Genomic DNA, 18,203 nt, shown 5'->3' with positions numbered 1-18,203 from the left:
TTCGCGTTCCCTTTCTGGAGATACCGAATGAGCGCCACTGCCCAGCCCACCTCGCCCCACGTCATGAACACCTACGGTCGCCTGCCGATCGCGCTGTCGCACGGCCAGGGTTGCCGAGTCTGGGACACCACGGGCAAGGCCTACATCGACGGTCTCGGCGGCATCGCCGTGAACACGCTGGGCCACAACCACCCCGAGCTGGTGCCCGCCCTGCAGGACCAGCTGACCAAGCTGATCCACAGCTCCAACTACTACCACGTGACCGGCCAGGAACAGCTCGCCACCAAGCTGACCGAGATTTCCGGCCTCACCAACGCCTTCTTCTGCTGCACCGGCCTGGAGGCCAACGAAGCCGCCCTGAAGCTGGCGCGCAAGTTCGGCCATGACAAGGGCATCGAGCGCCCCGAGATCGTGGTCTACGAAGCCGCCTTCCACGGCCGCAGCATCGCCACCCTGTCGGCCACCGGCAACCCCAAGGTGCAGGCCGGCTTCGGCCCGCTGGTCGAGGGCTTCATCCGCGTGCCGTTGAACGACATCGAGGCGCTGAAGAAGGCCACCGAAGGCAACCCCAACGTGGTGGCCGTGTTCTTCGAAACGATCCAGGGCGAAGGCGGCATCCACCCGATGCGCGTGGAATACCTCAAGCAGGTGCGCGCCCTGTGCGACGAGCGCGACTGGCTCATGATGATCGACGAAGTGCAGTGCGGCATGGGCCGCACCGGCAAGTGGTTCGCCCACCAGTGGGCCGATATCAAGCCCGACGTCATGCCGCTGGCCAAGGGCCTGGGCTCGGGCGTGCCGATCGGCGCCGTGGTGGCCGGCCCCAAGGCCGCCAACATCTTCGGCCCGGGCAACCACGGCACCACCTTCGGCGGCAACCCGCTGGCCATGCGCGCCGGTGTGGAAACCATCCGCATCATGGAAGAGCACAAGCTGCTCGAGAACGCCGCCACCGTGGGCGCCCACCTGAAGGCCGCGCTGGAACGGGAAATCGGCGGCCTGCCGGGCGTGACGGACATCCGCGGCCAGGGCCTGATGCTGGGCATCGAGCTCGACCGTCCGTGCGGCGTGATCCTGAACCGCGCCTGCGATGCCGGCCTGCTGCTGAGCGTGACCGCGGACAAGGTGATCCGCCTGGTGCCGCCGCTCATCCTGAGCATCGCCGAGGCCGACGAGATCGTCGCCATCCTCGCGCCCATCGTCAAAACCTTCCTGTCGGAGCCTGCCGCCCAATGACGAACGCCACGACGACCACGCCCCACGCGATCCGGCACTACCTGCAGTTCTCGGACCTCTCGGCCGACGAGTACACGTACCTCTTCGATCGCATGGCGATCATCAAGAAGAAGTTCAAGACCTATGAAAAGCACCAGCCGCTGACCGACCGCACGCTGGCCATGATCTTCGAGAAGGCCAGCACGCGCACCCGCGTGAGCTTCGAGGCCGGCATGTACCAGCTCGGCGGCAGCGTGGTCCACCTGACCACCGGCGACAGCCAGCTCGGGCGCGCCGAGCCCATCGACGACAGCGCCAAGGTCATCAGCCGCATGGTCGACCTGGTGATGATCCGCACCTACGAGCAGACCAAGATCGACGCCTTCGCGGCGCACTCGCGCGTGCCGGTCATCAACGGCCTGACCAACGAGTTCCACCCCTGCCAGATCCTGGCGGACATCTTCACCTACATCGAGCACCGCGGCTCGATCCAGGGCAAGACGGTGGCCTGGGTGGGCGACGGCAACAACATGGCCAACACCTGGCTGCAGGCGGCCGAGATCCTCGGCTTCACCGTGCACGTCAGCACGCCCAGCGGCTACGAGGTCGACCAGTCGATCGCCGGCATCCGCTCGGGCGACAGCTACAAGGTCTTCAAGGACCCGATGGAAGCCTGCCGCGGCGCCGACCTCGTCACCACCGACGTCTGGACCAGCATGGGCTACGAGGCCGAGAACGAGGCGCGCCGCAAGGCCTTCGCCGACTGGTGCGTCGACGAGGACATGATGCGCGTGGCCCAGCCCGGCGCCCTCTTCATGCACTGCCTGCCCGCCCACCGCGGCGAGGAAGTGCAGGCCGAGGTCATCGACGGCCCGCAGTCGGTCGTGTGGGACGAGGCCGAGAACCGCCTGCACGCCCAGAAGGCGCTGATGGAGTTCCTGCTCCTCGGCCAGCTCTGATCCGACGCAGCAGCAACAGCAAAAGCAGCAAGGCCACCGCATGTCCGATTGCCAGCAATGCGGCGCCTGCTGCGCCAGCTACCGCGTCGATTTCAGCGTGCATGAACTCGACGACAACGGCGGCCACGTGCCGTCCGGCCTCGCCGTCGACGTGAACGACGCCATCTGCCGCATGCGCGGCACCGACCACACCCCCATGCGCTGCGCCGCGCTGGGCGGCAAGATCGGCCAGGCCGTGAGCTGCGGCATCTACGAGTGGCGGCCCAACCCCTGCCACGAATTGCAGGCCGGCAGCGACGCCTGCGAGCGCGCGCGGGCCCGGCACGGGCTGCCGGCGCTGTCGTCGCTGCACTGACCCGTTCAATTCACGGGTTCAACTCGTCACGTGCTGTGTTGGAAATAACCGACACCACGACCCCTCGGCCGGCGCTAACTTCGCGCCATGGCTTCCTCACATCCGCAACGCATCTGGGACATTTCGCCGCCCGTGCATGAGGGCGCGCCGGTCTTTCCCGGCGACACGCCCTACCAGCAACGCTGGGCCGCGACCATCTCGCCGGGCTGCCCGGTGAACGTCAGCGAGATCAAGCTCTCGCCCCACATCGGCGCGCACGCCGACGCGCCGCTGCACTACGACCCCGAAGGCCAGACCATCGGCCACGTCGACCTCACGCCCTTCCTGGGCCCCTGCCGCGTGATCCATGCGATCGGCAAGGGCGCGCTGATCGAGTGGGAGCACATTGCCCACGCGGTGGACAGCCACCTGCCGCCGCGCGTGCTGGTGCGCACCTACACCACCATGCCCGTCGGACACTGGGACCCGCTGCTCGCGGCCTACGCTCCCGCCACCGTCGAGCGCCTCGCGGCCATGGGCGTGAAGCTCATCGGCATCGACACCGCCAGCATCGACCCGGCCGACAGCAAGACGCTGGAAAGCCACCAACGCATCCGCCGCCTCGACCTGCGCGTGCTCGAGAACCTCGTGCTCGACGACGTGCCCGAGGGCGACTACGAACTCATCGCGCTGCCGCTGAAGCTGGTCAGCGCCGATGCCTCTCCCGTTCGCGCCGTGCTGCGCGAACTCCCCCGCTGAAACCTCCCCGCTTATGACGACCCTTGCAGACTGCCGCGCGCTCGACGCGCAAGACCCGCTGCGCGCCCTGCGCGACCAGTTCACCATTCCCGCGGACGTGCTGTACCTCGACGGCAACTCGCTCGGCGTGATGCCCAAGGCCGCGCCCGCGCGCATCGCCGAAGTGGTCACCAGGGAATGGGGCGAAGGCCTCATCCGCTCGTGGAACACCGCGAGCTGGTTCGACCTGCCGCAGCGCCTGGGCGACAAGGTGGCCCGCGTGATCGGCGCCGCGCCCGGCGAAGTGGTGTGCACCGACAGCACCTCGGTCAACCTCTACAAGGTGCTGTTCGCGGCCCTGTCGCAGCAGAAGGACAGCGACCGCAAGCTGGTGGTGAGCGAGCGCAGCAACTTCCCGACCGACCTCTACATTGCCGAGTCGCTGTGCCGCGAGCGCGGCTTCACGCTCAAGCTGATCGACGCGAGCGAACTGCAAGGCCCGGATTCGGTGCTGAGCGACGAGGTGGCCGTGCTGATGCTCACGCACGTCAACTACCGCACCGGCGCCATGCACGACATGAAGGCCATCACCGCCGCCGCGCACGCCGCGGGCGCGCTCACGGTGTGGGACCTCGCGCACAGTGCGGGCGCCGTGCCCGTGGCGCTGAACGACGCCAATGCCGACTACGCCATCGGCTGCGGCTACAAGTACCTCAACGGCGGCCCCGGCGCGCCGGCCTTCGCCTGGGTGCACACGAAGCACGCGGGCCAGTTCGAGCAGCCGCTGTCCGGCTGGTGGGGCCACGCGGCGCCCTTCGAGTTCACGCCGCACTACCGCCCCGCGCCGGGCGTGGGCCGCTACCTGTGCGGCACGCAACCGATCATTGCGCTGGCCGGCCTGGAATGCGGCCTCGACACCGTGCTCGCGGCCGAAGCCTTCAACGGCGACCAGGGCGCGATGGCGGCGCTGCGCACCAAGTCGCTCGCGCTCACCGACATGTTCATCCGGCTGGTGGAAGAACGCTGCGCCGGCCAGGGCCTGTCGCTGGTCACGCCGCGCGATCACGCGCAGCGCGGCTCGCAGGTGTGCCTGAGCCGCAAGAACCCGGAAGATCCGCAAGGCGGCTCGGGCGCCTACGCCATCGTGCAGGCGCTGATCGCACGCGGCGTGATCGGCGACTACCGCGCCGGCGATTCGCAGATGCCCGACATCCTGCGCTTCGGCTTCACGCCGCTGTACATCGGTTTCGAGGACGTGTGGAATTCGGTCGAGCACCTCGTGCAGGTGCTGGAAACCGGCGAATGGAAGCGCGAGGAGTTCAACCGCAAGAACGCCGTGACCTGAGCCGCGCCCCAACCCAACACGACCACCCCACACGACCACCCCCGACGACCACGACCACCCCATGAAACGCAAACTGTTCGCTTTCTCCGCCGCGCTGCTGATGCTGGCCACGCCCGCCCTTGCACAGCAGCCGAACTTCTCGCTGCCGCAGCTCAAGGCCTTCGTCGCCCTCTCGCCCGACGCCTTCCGCCAGGAGATCAAGAGCCAGGGCTTCTCCTACGCCGACAAGACCGTGACCGAGGAGATCAGCATGATCGAGTACGAGAAGTTCGTCGACGGCCAGACCACGCACCTCATGAAGTCCACCTACGTGGAAAGCCGCGGCAGCGAGAACAGCATCCAGCTCTCGCTGACCGACAAGGCCGCCTTCGAGCGCCTCGTGAAAGAGGCGCGCGACGCGGGCTTCGTGCCGGCCGAGAACGGCCGCATCCCGGGCGGCGAGACCTACCAGCAGTTCAAGCGCAAGAACGAGGCCGTGCGCTTCGTCTACCCGAAGAAGGAATCGGGCATGGGCCTTCCCACCTACACCGCCGTGGTCTGGCGATGACCTGCCAGCCGACATCATGAGCACCGACAAGACACCCGAGAACATCGTCCACGAAGAAAAGGCGCAACTGGACTTCAGCAAGTCCATGAGCTACGGCGACTACCTGCACCTCGACGAGATCCTCAACGCCCAGCATCCGCTGTCGCCCGCGCACGACGAGATGCTGTTCATCGTGCAGCACCAGACCAGCGAGCTCTGGATGAAGCTCATGCTGCACGAGCTGCGTGCCGCCACGAAGTGCATCGCCGAAGAAAAACTGGCTGATGCCTTCAAGATGCTCGCACGCGTGAGCCGCATCATGGAACAGCTGGTGAGCGCATGGACCGTGCTCTCCACCATGACGCCGCCCGAGTACACGGCCATGCGCCCGTACCTCGCCAACTCCAGCGGCTTCCAGAGCGCGCAGTACCGCTGCATCGAGTTCGCGCTGGGCAACAAGAACGCCGCCATGCTCAAGCCGCACGCGCACCGCGCCGACCTGCTGGCCCAGGTCGACCAGGCCTACCGTGCGCCCTCGCTGTACGACGAGTCGCTGCGCCTGCTGGCGCGCCACGGCCTGCCCGTGCCGGCCGACCGGCTGCAGCGCGACTGGACGCAGCCCTACGAGTCGAGCGAAGGCGTCGAGGCCGCATGGCTCGCGGTGTACCGCGAACCGCACGCGCACTGGGACCTGTACCAGCTCGGCGAGAAGCTCACCGACCTCGAAGACGCATTCCGCCTCTGGCGCTTCCGCCACGTGACCACCGTCGAACGCGTCATCGGCTTCAAGCGCGGCACCGGCGGCACGGGCGGCGTGAGCTACCTGCGCAAGATGCTCGATGTGGTGCTGTTCCCGGAGATCTGGAAGATCCGCACGGACCTCTGAGTGCATGAAGGGGGAGGAGAACGAAGTTCATCCACCCTCCCCTCCATACCTCCCCAACTCGCTCTCGATCTGTTCAATGGTCGGCAGATTCGTCTGCAGTTCCCTCGGAAGAGATTCGACCAACTGGTACTCCGCGATGCCGATGGGCCTGTTCGAATCGCGCAGCGCATATTCCGCAACGATGCGGTTCTTCGTCTTGCACAGCAGCAAGCCGATCGTCGATGCGTCCTCCTTCGACTTGAGCTGAGCATCTATCGCCGTCAGATAGAAGCCCAGCTGTCCGGCGTGCTCGGGCCTGAATGCGCCGGCCTTCAGTTCGATCACCACATAGCAATGCAGCTTCAGGTGGTAGAAAAGAAGATCGATGAAGAAGTCGTCCCCGCCCACCTCGATCGGAACCTGGCGTCCGACATAGGCAAAGCCCGCACCCAGCTCCAGCAGAAAGCGCGAGATGTGCTGCACCAGCGCCGCTTCAATCTCGCGCTCCCCGGCTTCCTGGCCAATGCTCAGGAAATCGAGCATGTACGGATCCTTGAGCGCTTGTTGGGCGAGGTCGGAACCCGGTGACGGGAGCCGCTCAGTGAAATTGCTCACCCCTTTCCCTTCCCGCTCGAGCAACCTGGCCTCGATCTGGATGTTCAGGACGTTGCGCGACCACCCATTTTCGACAGCGCGCTGCGCGTACGCCAGCCTCAGTTCGGTGGTCTTGAGCTTGCTCAGCAATACGAGGTTGTGGCCCCAAGGCAAATGTCCAACAGCCTGTTGGACAATTTTCTCGTCCGCCCAAGCCTCTGCAAACGCCCGCATGTACATGAGGTTCGCGCGCGAGAACCCCTTCATCTCGGGAAAGGCCGTCCGCAGGTCATGGGCGAGCGCCGGGTGGAAGCTCGGGAGCCCCAAGGGCGGAGCGCGAAAGATTATTGAAGGCGCCCTTGCCTTGTCGACGCTCCGGTACTCGAGGAACTCGCGCAATTCCTCGAAAAATTCCGCCCTCCTACAATCCGCGCGGCACCGGCACTTCAAGACTCGACAAGGCTTCGCGATCCGTCGTTCGGCCTTGTGCTGCGGGGATACCCCGTGGTGGACGGATGGCTACGCATTTCGGCGCGCAAGCGCGTCTGCGCTCACGCGCAGCACAGCTGGCGCATCACCGGCTGGTTGAAGGGCCGGTGCCACCCACCTTCAATCGGGCCCCTCACTTCATGCCGCGTGAACCGAGCTACAGGGAATGGATGTCACGCAGCCTTGCGCGTGCCTTGCTGGCCGACGCAAGGCAGCCCGGCGGCACGGCACCCGGCGCGTTGCGCGCGCGCGCCGCGGCCACGCTCGGTGCCGATGCGCCGTGGCTCAAGGCCTTTGCCGATGCGCTCGGCCAACGCTCGCAAGCCACATGGCAGCGCACCGACCTGCCCGCGCTGGCCAGGGCGATCGACGACATGCCGGCGTTCGACGCGGCCTTCGCGCAGGACGAAGCGCCGCGCGTGCGGCGCATCATCCTGCGGCCCGCGGAGATGTTCCCGCGCCCCCTGGGCCTCGACCACTTCGCGCTGCCGCGCATTCCCACGCTGGCCGAGCTCGCGCAATGGCTGGAACTCGATGCGGAGCGCTTGGCCTGGCTCACCTCGCCGGCGCAAGCTTTGCGCACCTCCCATGAACACGACGCACCGAGCAGCGCCCCCACCTCGCACTATCGCTACCAGCTGCAGCCCAAGCGCCTGGGCGGCTTGCGCCTGCTCGAGATTCCCAAGGCCGACCTGAAGCGCGCGCAGCGCCGCATCCTCGACGACCTGCTGCAGTACGTGCCCGTGCACGAGGCGGCGCACGGCTTCGTGCAAGGCCGCTCGGTGGCGAGCCACGCCGCCGCGCACGCGGCCAAGGAGGTCGTCATCGGCTTCGACCTGCGCGACTTCTTCCCCGCCGTTCGCGCCTCGCGCGTGCACGCGACATGGCGCACGCTGGGCTACCCCGACGGCGTGGCGCGCGCGCTCACGGCGCTGTGCACGCACCGCACCGGCGCCGCGGTGATCGAGCGGCTGCGCGACGACGGCGGCCTCGACTGGATGGGCGCCAAGCGCCTTGCCGCGCCGCACCTGCCGCAGGGCTCGCCCTGCTCCCCCGCGCTGGCGAACCTCTGCGCGTTCCGCCTCGACCTCCGGCTCGAAGGGCTGGCGTGGGTGTTCGGCGCAACCTACACGCGCTACGCCGACGACCTGGTGTTCTCCGGCCCGGCCTCGCTGCGCGCGCGCTTCACCGCCTTGCGCACCTGGGTCGGCGGCATCGCGGCCGACGAGGGCTTCGAGCTGCATCCGCGCAAGGTGCGCTGCATGCCGCAGCACCGCCAACAGCGCGTGACCGGCGTGGTGGTCAACGACAAGGCCAATGCGCCGCGCGAGGAGTTCGACCGGCTCAAGGCCACGCTGCACCGGTGCGCGCTGCACGGCCCCGCGGGCCAGAACCGCGCGCAGGTGCCCGACTTTCGCGCGCACCTGCTGGGCCGCATGGCATGGGTCGGGCAGTTCAACCCGGCACGCCATGCGCGGCTCTTGCGCATCTTCGAGCGCATCGCGTGGCCGAGCGCAAGCCCAACGCCCTCATGAAGCTGGGGTGTCACGGATTGCCCGTTCGGCGCAAAGCGCTACAGTTTTGAAAACAACGGAGATCCCAGCATGAACGACACCCGGTTCACACCCGACGAGCTCTCCACCCTGCGCGAACATGGCGTCGTGCTGTTCGCCGGCCGCGTGATCTTCGACGCGCAGCCGCCGATGCCCGAGGCGCAGATCGCCGCGGTGCAGGCCGCATGCGCGGGCCCGATCCCCGAAGCCTTGCTCGCGCTGTGGACCACCACCGCGGGCGGACGGCTCGACTACGACCTGTCGCTCGAGATGAACGGCAACCTCGAAGGCATCAGCTGGACCGAGCTGTTCTGGAACGGCAACGACGGCTACCACGACCTGCAGGGCTGGATCGAGCACGAGCTCGAACTGGCCGAGGAAGCCGCGCAGGAAGGCGGCACGCCGTGGAGCGGCAAGCTCACGCACCTGCCCTTCGGCGGCTTCGAGTACACCGACCGCATCTACGCGGTGGTCGAGCCCGGCGCCGAGCAAGGACAGATCGTCGCCTGGAAGAAGGGCCTGCCGCCGGCCTGGACGCATGCGCTGCACGAAGACAGTGTGAACACCGTCGCCGCCGACCTGCACGGCGCCTTTGCCGCGCTGCACCTCGACGAAGACCCGCTCGCGCCCACCAGCGACTATTTCTCGGGCCAGACGCTGCTCGAATACCTCGACGACCGGCACGAGGAACACGGGCTCGACCTCGACCTGATGGACAAGCTGGTCGCGTTCTACAGCCGCGCCGTGGTCGACTGGCGCACGCCGCTGGCCGAAGGCACGCTGCGCCACCATGCGTCGCTGGCGCGCGTGGCGCTGCGCCATGCCATCGGGGCGGACGACGGCGAGCTGGTCGCGCAGCTGGCCGCAGCCGGCGTGGGCTTCGACGGCCCGCTGCAAGGCAGCGCGCTCGCCACCGACGTTGCCGTGGGGCATGGCGCCTTCGCCGCGGCCGCCGCGCTGGTGCGCGCGGGCGCACCGGTGGCGGCCGACGCGCTGCGCAACATCGACGGGCAGATTTCGCCCGAACTCACGCAGGCACTGCTGGACAACGGCGCGGAGCCCAACGTGCAGGCGATCGTGAAGTGCGCGGCCTGCGGCGCGCCCGCGAGCGCGCACCTGATCGCGCAGGCCTGCACCGCGGCGGGCATCGACGTGCCGCCGGCCTTCATCGAAGACCGCGACGCGATGCTGCTCGACCTGGAGGGCACGCTCGTGAAGATGCAGGGCGGCGCGTACAGCCACTACCTCGGGCAGGAAGGCATCGCGCAGCGCATCGAGCACCTGCGGACGTTCAGGCTCTGAACGGGCTGTAAACGGGCTCCGAAGCGCGCGGCGGGCGCGCGCATCGACCGCCGCTCAGCCCGCGTACAGCCACGGCTGGTCGAGCAGCTTCGCGCCCAGCAGGCGCATCGCCATGTCGCGCCCGAGCCGCACGGCGCCGGTCGCGTGGAAGATCTCGCCGTTGCGGCGCGCCCGCGCCTGCACTTGCGCGTTGCGCGCCCAGCGCGCGTCCGCATAGCGCGCGAAGGCGGCCGGCACTTCGGCCGCGCCGCCGCCGCCGAGCGCATCGGCCAGCGCCACCGCGTCCTCGATCGCCATGCCCGCGCCCTGCGCGAGGTACGGCACCATCGGGTGCGCCGCGTCGCCCACCAGCGCCACGCGCTCGTGCGCCATGTCGGCCGCGCAGGTCATGGGCGCGCGGTCGCCCAGCGACCAGGCGCGCCAGCCGGGCATGGCGTCGAGCAGCGACTGCAGGCCGACACAGCTGCGGCCCATGGCCTGCTTCAGCGCGGCGATGCTGCCGGCCTGGTCCCAGTCGCGCGCATCGCCGGCGGGCGCCGACTCGGCGATCACCACCACGTTGAGCCAGTCGCCGCCGCGCACCGGGTACGCCACCGCGTGCAGCCGCGCGCCGAGCCACACCCGCACCTGCCTGCTGCGCAACGCAGCAGGCAGCGCGGCCTGCTCGGCCATGGCGCGCCAGGCCGTGTGGCCGGTCACGCGCGGCGGCTGTTCGGCCGAAGGGGTGTCGAGTTGCCGGCGCACCATGCTCCACAGCCCGTCGGCCCCGACGATGGCCTCGCCTTCCCAGGCGCGCGCGTCGGTGCTCGACAGGCAGACCAGATCGTCGCTGGTCTCGACCTGGCGGATCAGCGCGGCCGTGACCAGCGTGCCGTTGCCGCGCGCGCGCACGGCGTCGAGCAGCAGGCCGTGCAGGTCGGCGCGGTGCACGCAGAAATAGGGGGCGCCGTAGCGCTGCTGCATCGCATCGCCGAGCGGCATGCGGGCGATTTCGGCACCGCTCTCGGCGCCGTGGACCACCAGCGCGTCGGGCCGCGCCGCGATGGCCGCGAGCTGCGTGCCGAGGTCGAGTTGCCGCAGGCGCCGCGTGGCGTTGGGGCCGAGCTGCACGCCGGCGCCGATTTCACCGAAGGCCGCGGCCTGTTCGAAGACGTCGGCGCGGTGGCGTTGACGGGAAAGCGCCAGTGCGGTGGCCAGCCCCCCGATGCCGCCGCCGGCGACGAGGATGTGCGCGGGCATCGGGCTCAGCGGCTGTGCGTGGACGGCAGCGCGCTGGCGGTGGACTGGCTCGTGGCCTGGTCGGCTTCCGGTTGCTTGAAGGGTGTCTTGGGTGCGCAGCTGCCGCAGCTGTCGCACGAGCCGCAGCCCGAGGTCTTGGCCAGCGAGGCCGCCAGTTCCTTCGCACGGGCTTCGTCGACCCAGCCCGCGCGGTGCGTGCCGGCCGCCAGCTTCTGCGCGGCGCCGCGCCGCCAGCCCGCGGGCATCCAGCGCCAGACCGCGTAGAACGCGGCGGCCGCGACGATCAAACCGACGATCAGTTGCTGTGCCATTTCTTCGTCAACCTTTTGTTCAAGCCTTTCAGCGCCGGTTTTACCCCGCCCCGAGTGCCACTGCAACGCGGTAGGTGATGAAACAGGCTCCATAGGCCAGCGCGAACAGGTAGCCCGCCATGATCCACACGTACTTCCACGAGCCCGTTTCGCGCTTCACCGCGGCCAGCGTGGAGATGCATTGCGGCGCGAACACGTACCAGACCAGCAGCGACAGCGCGGTGGCCAGTGTCCAGCTGCCGGCAATCAGCGGCTCCAGCGTGCCGGCCACGTCGTCGCCGGTGGCCGAGAGCGCGTACACCGTGCCCAGCGCGCCCACCGCCACTTCGCGCGCCGCCATGCCCGGCACCAGCGCGATGGAGATCTGCCAGTTGAAGCCGATGGGCGCGAAGATGTACTCGAGCCCGCGCCCGATCATGCCGGCCAGGCTGTACTGGATGGCCGGGCCGGTCGCGCCTTCGGGTGGCGACGGGAAGGTCGACAGGAACCACAGCAGGATGGTCAGCGTGAGGATGATGGTGCCCACGCGCTGCAGGAAGATCCATGCGCGCTCGTACAGGCCCAGCGCCAGGTTGCGCGGGTTCGGCCAGCGGTAGGCGGGCAGTTCCATCAGCAGCGGCGAGTGCGAGGTGTTGTCGCGAAAGCGCTTCATCACCCAGGCCACGGCCATCGCCGAGACGATGCCGAACACGTACAGCGCGAACAGCACCACGCCCTGCAGGTTGAACACGCCGCCCACGGTGCGCGCCGGAATGAAGGCCGCGATGAGCAGCGCGTACACCGGCAGCCGCGCCGAGCAGGTCATGAGCGGCGCGATCATGATGGTGGTGATGCGGTCGCGCCAGTTGCTGATGGTGCGCGTGGCCATCACGCCGGGAATGGCGCAGGCGAAGCTCGACAGCAGCGGAATGAACGAGCGCCCCGACAGCCCCACCGTGCCCATCACGCGGTCCAGCAGGAAGGCCGCGCGCGGCAGGTAGCCCGAGTCTTCCAGCGCGAGGATGAACAGGAAAAGAATCAGGATTTGCGGCAGGAACACCACCACGCCGCCCACGCCCGCGATCACGCCGTCGGCCAGCAGGCTCTGCAGCATGCCTTCGGCCATGTGCGTCTTGACCAGGCCGCCCAGCGCCTCGGTGGCGGCCTTGATGGCGTCCATGGGCACGTTGGCCCAGCTGAACACGGCCTGGAACATCAGGAACATGGTGACGGCCAGCACCAGCATGCCCCACACGGGGTGCAGCACCACGCGGTCGATGCGGTCGCTGGTGGCCAGGCTGCCCACCGGCTCCATCACCGCCAGGCCGAGGATGCGGCGCACCTCGCGCTGCGTGGCCAGCACGTCGTCGAGTTCGGGCGCCTGCCAGGTCTGCGGCGCGGCGGCGGCCACGGGCGTGTCGAGCGCCTCGAGCAGGCCCTTGGCGCCGCCGGTGTGCACGCCCACGGTCTCGACCACCGGCATGCCCAGCTCGCGCGAGAGCACCGCCGTGTCGACCGTGATGCCCTGCTTCCTGGCCATGTCGGTCATGTTCAGCGCCATCACCATCGGCAGGCCGAGGCGCTTGGCCTCGAGCACCAGGCGCAGGTTCAGGCGCAGGTTGGTGGCGTCGGTCACGCACACCAGCAGGTCGGGCAAGGCTTCCTTGCTCTGGCCGGTGACGATGTCGCGGGTCACGGCCTCGTCGGCGCTCAGCGCGTTCAGGCTGTAGGCACCCGGCAGGTCGAGCACGAACACGCGGCGGCCCGACGCGGTGCGCAGCGTGCCTTCCTTGCGCTCGACGGTCACGCCGGCGTAGTTGGCCACCTTCTGGCGGCTGCCGGTCAGCAGGTTGAACAGCGCGGTCTTGCCGCAGTTGGGGTTGCCCAGCAAGGCGATGCGGCCCGGCTGCGCGGTGGGCGCGAGGCGCCCCGGCCCCTGGATGACGGCCTCAACCATGGTTCGCGGCTCCCGGCGTGACGTGGATCAGCGCGGCCTCGTGGCGGCGCAGCGCGAAGGTGGTGTGGCCCAGGCGAACGGCCAGCGGCTCGCGGCCCGGCAGGCCGCTGGCGACGATGCGCACCGCCTCGCCCGGCACGAAGCCGATTTCGGTCAGGCGCAGGACAAGTTCACGGTCGTCCGCGCCGTCGGGGCGGGCCACGTCGAGCACGGTGGCCCATTGGTTGTTCGGAAGCTGGTCAAGGCGCAGGGCGGCGGATGCCGGCGCTGCGCCAGAGTCGTTGGTTTGCACGGTGAGAGTGCGCCTCGAATATCGGGCGCGCCAGTAAGCAAAACCTGGATGCTAGCAATTCTCACTCGCGAAAACCTGACCATCCCTCAAAAATGGGGACTGCAGAGCCAGAAACACCGAGGAACCGGCGCTGCCGGGCCTCCGGTGTTGCCCCCGGCAGGGGGGCAGGAGAAGCGGTACGAAGTGCGCGAAGCCCGGGGGCGGGCCTAGTTCAGGCCCAGCATGCCGCGCAGCTTGGACAGGTCTTCGGCCAGCGTGTTGACCCGGCCGGCCAGCAGCTTGCGGTCGCGTTCGCTGAGCTTGGAGTAGGTTTCGAAGCCGCCGTCGGCCGTCTTGTACTTGGCCAGCGTGTCGAACACGACCTTGAAGTTGGCGTCGGTCTTGTCCGAGAAGGCCTTGTTTTCCTTCACCACCAGCGGGCGCAGCAGCTCGACGATCTTGAAGGCGCCCTCGAAGTTCGACTGGAAGTCCCACAGGTCGGTGTGGCTGTAGCGGTTTTCCTCGCCGGAAATCTTGGTGGCGGCCACCTCCTCCATCAGCACGGCGGCGCCGCCCACCACCTTCTCGGGCGGGAAGGTCAGCGCGACCAGGCGCTTCTGCAGCTCGAGCACGTCGGCCAGCAGCTTGTCGGCCACGGGGTTCAGGTCTTTGGTGCTCTTTTGCGTCCACAGGCCGTACTCGATGCGGTGGAAGCCGCCGAAGGCCGGGTCTTTCTCGGCCTTCTCGTGGTCGTCGGCGCGCGAGTCGATCGACTTGTCGAGGTCGTTGAAGAGCTCCGCCACCGGCTCGATGCGCTCGTAGCTGGTGCGCGTGGGCGCATACAGCTTCTTCGCCTTCTCGATGTCGCCGGCCTTCACCGCGGCGGTGAAGGTGCGGGTGTCCGCGGCCAGCTTGCGCACGTTCTCGGCCACGTAGATCTTGTAGTCGGAGATCGGTCCGACCAGCTCGAGCGGCGACACGGCGGCCTGCGCGCCCACGGCATAAAGCCCGGCGAAGCCTGCAACGAAAGTGGCGAGGAAGTGGCGGCGGAACTGCACGGTCATGGATCTCCCGGTTCTAGGGTGGTTGAAAAACTTGTGGCCCTGGCGGCGCCTCAGGCGGCCATCAGGCTGCGCCCCAGCCAGTCGCGCTCGTCCTGCACGCCGGGCAGCGTGAAGAAGAAGCCGCCGCCGATGGGCTTGATGTATTCCTCGAGCGGCTCGCCGTCCAGGCGCTTCTGCACGGCGATGAAGCCGTTCTCCAGGTTGGCCTGGTAGCAGATGAACAGCAGCCCCATCTCGAGCTGGCCCGACTTGGTGACGCCGTTCGAATAGTTGAAGGGCCGGCGCAGCATCAGGTTCCTGTCCGAAGCCCTGGTGCGCGGGTTGGCCAGGCGGATGTGCGCGTCCATCGGCGTGGCCTTGCCTTCGGGGTCCTTGGCGTAGTCGGGCACGTCGTGCTCGGTCTTGCCGCCGTCCATGGGCGCCCCGGTGGGCTTCAGGCGGCCCATGATCGCCTCCTGCTCCTGCAGCGGCGTGCGGTCCCAGCGCTCCACGAAATTGCGGATGATGCGCACCGCCTGGTAGCTGCCGCCCACGGTCCAGGCCGGCTCGTCGCTACCGGGCTGCACCCACACGAGGGTGTCCATGAGCTTGGCGTCGGCCGAGTCGGGGTTCGCCGAGCCGTCCCTGAAGCCGAGGAAATTGCGCGCGCTCTCGGCCGGCTTGCCGGGCACCGCCGGAATCGGCGGCACGGTGCCTTCCTGCTTCCAGTGCAGCACCAGCAGGTCGGGCGTGTTCTTGATGATGTCGCGCAGCGCGTGGATGTTGGTGTCGGGCGTGTTGGCGCAGAACTGGATCGACAGGTCGCCATGGCACAGCGCGGCGTCCAGCGCGTCGTTCGGGTGGCGCTGCATCTGGTTCAGGCGCACCGGCTTCTTCTTGGCGAGGCCGAAGCGCTCGTCGAACAGCGACGTGCCCGCCGACACCGTCACCGTCAGCCCGTCGGGCTGCACCACCGGCCCGAGGATGCCGGAGCCCGCGGGCGGCAGCTTGGGGTCGGGGTCGGTCTGCGCGCCGCCCTGCGTGAGGAAGGCGATGCGCTCGGTGAGCGTGCGGAACAGGCGCTCCAGGTCGGCGCGGTTCTCGGCCAGCACGTAGAACGAGGCGATCATGCCGGCCGTCGGGCGCGGCGTGACGATGCCCGCCTGGTGCTTGCCGCGGAACGCCACGCGGTCTTGCGTGTGGGTGCTTTGCGGGGCGTCGGTGACCTGCGCGCCGCTGTCGGTGGACGTGCCTGCGGTGGCCGCCGTGGCCGTCGTTGCCGCATGGCCCGGACGCGCCGCGGCGGCGAGCCCCGCGAATGCGGCACCGGCCGCGCCGATCATGCGGCGGCGGTTCGGGGACGCGGGTTGCCCTTCGGCGGGCGCGGATTCGTTCTTCGGCTTTTCCATGGGGATTCTTCCGGGTTCTGCTTTCGGCCTGCGGCTCACTCGAGGCCGAGCGCCGCATTCACCTTGCCGAGTTCCTCGGCCAGCGCGCGCACGGGTTCGGCCAGCGCCTTGCGTTGCGCCTCGTCCAGCGGCGCGGGCTTGAAGCCCTCGCCTTCGCGGTAAGGCGCCAGCGCGGCGTCGAAGGCCGCGAAGCGTTCGTCCACACTCTTCTGCAGCGCGGGCGCGGCCTTCACCAGCAGCGGCTGCAGCAGTTCCGACATCTTCTTCGTGCCTTCGTAGGTGCCTTGCAGGTTCACGAGTTCGGCATGGCCGTAGTGGTCTTCGCCGCCCGCGGGCAGGTTGTCGGCCACGCGGCGCAACAGCTTGGAGGCCGAACCGGCCAGCCGCTCGGGCGGCATGTTCAGCCCGCGCAGGCGCTCCTTGAGCACGCCGATGTCGGCCATCAGCTGCTCGACCACGGGCGCGAGCGACTTCAGGTCGTTCTGGCTGTACAGCGCGTACTCGATGCGATGGAAGCCGGTGAAGCCGGCATCGGCCTCGCGCTTCTCGAAGTAGTCGGCGCGCGCGTTGATGCGCGTGTCGAGGTCGGCGAACAGCTCGGCCATGGGCTCGATGCGCTTGTAGGCCTGGTGCGCCGGCGCGTAGAGCGCGCGCGCCTGCGGCAGGTCGCCGGCCTTCACGGCGTCGGCCAGCGCGCGCACCGCGTCGTCGAACGTGCCGGCCTCCAGGCGCAGGAACACCTGGTACTCGGCCAGCGCGCCCACGTAGTTGACCAGCGAGGGGCGCGCAGCCTCGGCATCGGAGGCGGCCGAGGGCGTCACGCGCAGCTTGCCGCGCGGGTTGCTCAGCAGGCCGCAGGTGATGGCGAACTCGCCCTGCTGCAGCTTGACCGTCATGGTCTGCGAGAAGCCCGGCGCGATGTTCTCGCGCTCTTCCACCACCATCACGCCGTCGAGAATTTCCCACTCGAGCGCGCGGTTCGACTTGTTGACGATGGTGAAGGTGGTGCGCCCCGCGGGCACGGTGATCTCGTTGGGCTCGCAGGCGTTTCCCTGGATGGTGACGGTCACGGCGTTGTCGGCCGCCTTGGCCGGCGCCTTCTTGGCCTCGTTCGAGGCGTACCAGAAGGCCGCGAGGCCGGCGACCACCAGCAGGGCCGAGGCGGCCACCGCCAGGCGCATCAGGTGGGACGAGGAAGCTTTGGGTTCGGGAGAAGAAGACATGGAAGGGTTTCAGCGGGCCGCGGCCGCGCGTGGCGCCGGGGCGGGTGCCGAGCGCAGGAACAGGAACAGGGCGACGGCCAGGAAGGCCAGGTAGACGACGACCTCGCCCACCACGGGCGCGGCCTGGTAGCCCAGCAGGCCCGAGAGCACGGCGCCCACGGGGCTGTCCATGGGCAGCGTGTCGCTCATGTCGAACACCACCGCCTGCAGGTGGTTCCACACGCCGCCTTCGTGCAGCTTGCGCAGCACGCCGGCCAGCAGGCCCGCGGCCACCAGGAGAATGAACAGGCCCGTGAAGCGGAAGAAGCGGCGCAGGTCGAGCCGCACGCCGCCCGAATACAGGCCCCAGCCGACGATCACCGACACCGCGATGCCGGCCAGCGCGCCCACGGGCGCCTCCCAGCCGCTGCTCTGCTGGAACACGGCCAGCAGGAAGAACACCGACTCCAGGCCTTCGCGCGCCACGGCGAGGAACACCATGCCGATCAGCGCCCAGCCCTGGCCGTCCGCGCCCTTGTGCAGCGCCTTGTCGATGGAGGCCTGCAGCTCGCCCTTGATGGAGCGCGCGGCCTTGCGCATCCAGAACACCATCGAGGTCAGCATGACCACGGCAATGAGCCCGACCACCCCTTCGAACAGCTCCTGCTGCTTCTGCGGAAACTCCGCCGCCAGCAGCTGCAGGCCCGCGCCCGCGAACAGCGACAGCGCGGTGGCCAGCAGCACGCCGACCCACACCGCGGGCATCAGCGCGCCGCGCCCGCTTTGCTTGAGGTAACTGGCAACGATGCCGACGATCAGCGCGGCTTCGATGCCTTCGCGCAGCATGATGAGAAAGGGGATGAGCATCGGCT

Annotated in this window: 18 protein-coding genes; 9 read left to right on the top strand and 9 right to left on the bottom strand. The window is 68.8% G+C overall.

Annotated elements, in window-relative coordinates; translation table 11 throughout:
* The first annotated feature begins 27 nt into the window (after positions 1-27).
* From BM013_RS06300 to kynA, 7 genes are all read left to right on the top strand, one after another.
* Positions 28-1,236, top strand: a complete 1,209-nt coding sequence (locus BM013_RS06300; RefSeq protein ID WP_093124240.1) for an aspartate aminotransferase family protein — start codon at positions 28-30, stop codon at positions 1,234-1,236.
* On the top strand, positions 1,233-2,174 hold the full coding sequence (gene argF, locus BM013_RS06295; RefSeq protein WP_093124237.1) for an ornithine carbamoyltransferase: 942 nt from the start codon (positions 1,233-1,235) through the stop codon (positions 2,172-2,174). The genes BM013_RS06300 and argF overlap by 4 nt, the downstream gene beginning before the upstream one ends.
* Before the next feature lie 40 nt (positions 2,175-2,214).
* The gene (locus BM013_RS06290; RefSeq protein ID WP_093124234.1) at positions 2,215-2,529 is read left to right on the top strand and encodes a YkgJ family cysteine cluster protein; all 315 of its coding nucleotides are present in this window, start codon (positions 2,215-2,217) and stop codon (positions 2,527-2,529) included.
* A gap of 87 nt (positions 2,530-2,616) precedes the next feature.
* The gene (kynB, locus tag BM013_RS06285; protein WP_093124232.1) at positions 2,617-3,267 is read left to right on the top strand and encodes an arylformamidase; all 651 of its coding nucleotides are present in this window, start codon (positions 2,617-2,619) and stop codon (positions 3,265-3,267) included.
* Positions 3,268-3,280: 13 nt separating this feature from the next.
* Positions 3,281-4,591, top strand: coding sequence for a kynureninase (gene kynU, locus BM013_RS06280; protein WP_093124229.1), 1,311 nt, complete (start codon positions 3,281-3,283; stop codon positions 4,589-4,591).
* 61 nt (positions 4,592-4,652) lie between these two features.
* Positions 4,653-5,138 carry a hypothetical protein gene (locus BM013_RS06275; protein WP_093124227.1) on the top strand — a complete coding sequence of 162 codons (486 nt, stop codon included), beginning with the start codon at positions 4,653-4,655 and terminating at the stop codon, positions 5,136-5,138.
* 16 nt (positions 5,139-5,154) lie between these two features.
* Positions 5,155-6,003: a tryptophan 2,3-dioxygenase gene (gene kynA / locus BM013_RS06270; protein ID WP_093124224.1), complete on the top strand. Its 849-nt coding sequence runs from the start codon at positions 5,155-5,157 to the stop codon at positions 6,001-6,003.
* A 27-nt stretch (positions 6,004-6,030) separates the two neighbouring features.
* Here kynA and BM013_RS06265 read toward each other — a convergent pair whose 3' ends face one another.
* Positions 6,031-6,843, bottom strand: a complete 813-nt coding sequence (locus BM013_RS06265) for a PDDEXK nuclease domain-containing protein (protein ID WP_093125179.1) — start codon at positions 6,841-6,843, stop codon at positions 6,031-6,033.
* A gap of 392 nt (positions 6,844-7,235) precedes the next feature.
* Here BM013_RS06265 and BM013_RS06260 point away from each other — a divergent pair, with 392 nt between their 5' ends.
* A complete protein-coding gene (locus BM013_RS06260) occupies positions 7,236-8,600 on the top strand; it encodes a reverse transcriptase family protein (protein ID WP_177225427.1) in 1,365 nt (454 codons plus the stop codon).
* A gap of 69 nt (positions 8,601-8,669) precedes the next feature.
* Entirely contained in the window at positions 8,670-9,920 is a 1,251-nt protein-coding gene (locus tag BM013_RS06255) for an SMI1/KNR4 family protein (RefSeq protein ID WP_093124219.1), read from the top strand.
* A gap of 54 nt (positions 9,921-9,974) precedes the next feature.
* Here the strand turns inward: BM013_RS06255 and BM013_RS06250 are convergent, their stop codons facing one another.
* The 8 genes from BM013_RS06250 to efeU form a co-directional block, all read right to left on the bottom strand.
* On the bottom strand, positions 9,975-11,159 hold the full coding sequence (locus tag BM013_RS06250) for an FAD-dependent monooxygenase (protein ID WP_093124217.1): 1,185 nt from the start codon (positions 11,157-11,159) through the stop codon (positions 9,975-9,977).
* Between the two features lie 5 nt (positions 11,160-11,164).
* Positions 11,165-11,470: a DUF6587 family protein gene (locus BM013_RS06245; protein ID WP_093124214.1), complete on the bottom strand. Its 306-nt coding sequence runs from the start codon at positions 11,468-11,470 to the stop codon at positions 11,165-11,167.
* A 40-nt stretch (positions 11,471-11,510) separates the two neighbouring features.
* The gene (locus tag BM013_RS06240; RefSeq protein ID WP_093124211.1) at positions 11,511-13,406 is read right to left on the bottom strand and encodes a ferrous iron transporter B; all 1,896 of its coding nucleotides are present in this window, start codon (positions 13,404-13,406) and stop codon (positions 11,511-11,513) included.
* On the bottom strand, positions 13,399-13,698 hold the full coding sequence (locus BM013_RS06235; RefSeq protein ID WP_093124209.1) for a FeoA family protein: 300 nt from the start codon (positions 13,696-13,698) through the stop codon (positions 13,399-13,401). The genes BM013_RS06240 and BM013_RS06235 overlap by 8 nt, the downstream gene beginning before the upstream one ends.
* Positions 13,699-13,904: 206 nt before the next feature.
* Positions 13,905-14,741 carry an iron uptake system protein EfeO gene (efeO, locus tag BM013_RS06230; RefSeq protein ID WP_093124206.1) on the bottom strand — a complete coding sequence of 279 codons (837 nt, stop codon included), beginning with the start codon at positions 14,739-14,741 and terminating at the stop codon, positions 13,905-13,907.
* Positions 14,742-14,791: 50 nt separating this feature from the next.
* On the bottom strand, positions 14,792-16,129 hold the full coding sequence (gene efeB / locus BM013_RS06225; RefSeq protein WP_093124203.1) for an iron uptake transporter deferrochelatase/peroxidase subunit: 1,338 nt from the start codon (positions 16,127-16,129) through the stop codon (positions 14,792-14,794).
* A gap of 35 nt (positions 16,130-16,164) precedes the next feature.
* Positions 16,165-17,352, bottom strand: a complete 1,188-nt coding sequence (efeO, locus tag BM013_RS06220) for an iron uptake system protein EfeO (protein ID WP_093124201.1) — start codon at positions 17,350-17,352, stop codon at positions 16,165-16,167.
* 9 nt (positions 17,353-17,361) lie between these two features.
* Positions 17,362-18,198, bottom strand: a complete 837-nt coding sequence (gene efeU, locus BM013_RS06215; protein ID WP_093124199.1) for an iron uptake transporter permease EfeU — start codon at positions 18,196-18,198, stop codon at positions 17,362-17,364.
* Positions 18,199-18,203 lie beyond the last annotated feature (5 nt).

The sequence above is a fragment of the Variovorax sp. OK605 genome (genome assembly GCF_900115445.1).
In the GTDB taxonomy this organism is placed as follows: Bacteria; Pseudomonadota; Gammaproteobacteria; order Burkholderiales; family Burkholderiaceae_C; genus Variovorax.
The sequence above is the reverse complement of the archived record's forward strand: the minus strand, read 5'-3'. Positions and strand labels throughout refer to the sequence as shown.

What these genes read in the sequence shown, in the direction of transcription:
- BM013_RS06300 (WP_093124240.1), top strand. Translation starts at nt 28, where the DNA reads ATGAGCGCCACTGCCCAGCCCACCTCGCCCCACGTCATGAACACCTAC.
- argF (WP_093124237.1), top strand. Translation starts at nt 1,233, where the DNA reads ATGACGAACGCCACGACGACCACGCCCCACGCGATCCGGCACTACCTG.
- BM013_RS06290 (WP_093124234.1), top strand. Translation starts at nt 2,215, where the DNA reads ATGTCCGATTGCCAGCAATGCGGCGCCTGCTGCGCCAGCTACCGCGTC.
- kynB (WP_093124232.1), top strand. Translation starts at nt 2,617, where the DNA reads ATGGCTTCCTCACATCCGCAACGCATCTGGGACATTTCGCCGCCCGTG.
- kynU (WP_093124229.1), top strand. Translation starts at nt 3,281, where the DNA reads ATGACGACCCTTGCAGACTGCCGCGCGCTCGACGCGCAAGACCCGCTG.
- BM013_RS06275 (WP_093124227.1), top strand. Translation starts at nt 4,653, where the DNA reads ATGAAACGCAAACTGTTCGCTTTCTCCGCCGCGCTGCTGATGCTGGCC.
- kynA (WP_093124224.1), top strand. Translation starts at nt 5,155, where the DNA reads ATGAGCACCGACAAGACACCCGAGAACATCGTCCACGAAGAAAAGGCG.
- BM013_RS06265 (WP_093125179.1), bottom strand. Translation starts at nt 6,843, where the DNA reads ATGAAGGGGTTCTCGCGCGCGAACCTCATGTACATGCGGGCGTTTGCA.
- BM013_RS06260 (WP_177225427.1), top strand. Translation starts at nt 7,236, where the DNA reads ATGTCACGCAGCCTTGCGCGTGCCTTGCTGGCCGACGCAAGGCAGCCC.
- BM013_RS06255 (WP_093124219.1), top strand. Translation starts at nt 8,670, where the DNA reads ATGAACGACACCCGGTTCACACCCGACGAGCTCTCCACCCTGCGCGAA.
- BM013_RS06250 (WP_093124217.1), bottom strand. Translation starts at nt 11,159, where the DNA reads ATGCCCGCGCACATCCTCGTCGCCGGCGGCGGCATCGGGGGGCTGGCC.
- BM013_RS06245 (WP_093124214.1), bottom strand. Translation starts at nt 11,470, where the DNA reads ATGGCACAGCAACTGATCGTCGGTTTGATCGTCGCGGCCGCCGCGTTC.
- BM013_RS06240 (WP_093124211.1), bottom strand. Translation starts at nt 13,406, where the DNA reads ATGGTTGAGGCCGTCATCCAGGGGCCGGGGCGCCTCGCGCCCACCGCG.
- efeO (WP_093124206.1), bottom strand. Translation starts at nt 14,741, where the DNA reads ATGACCGTGCAGTTCCGCCGCCACTTCCTCGCCACTTTCGTTGCAGGC.
- efeB (WP_093124203.1), bottom strand. Translation starts at nt 16,129, where the DNA reads ATGGAAAAGCCGAAGAACGAATCCGCGCCCGCCGAAGGGCAACCCGCG.
- efeO (WP_093124201.1), bottom strand. Translation starts at nt 17,352, where the DNA reads ATGTCTTCTTCTCCCGAACCCAAAGCTTCCTCGTCCCACCTGATGCGC.
- efeU (WP_093124199.1), bottom strand. Translation starts at nt 18,198, where the DNA reads ATGCTCATCCCCTTTCTCATCATGCTGCGCGAAGGCATCGAAGCCGCG.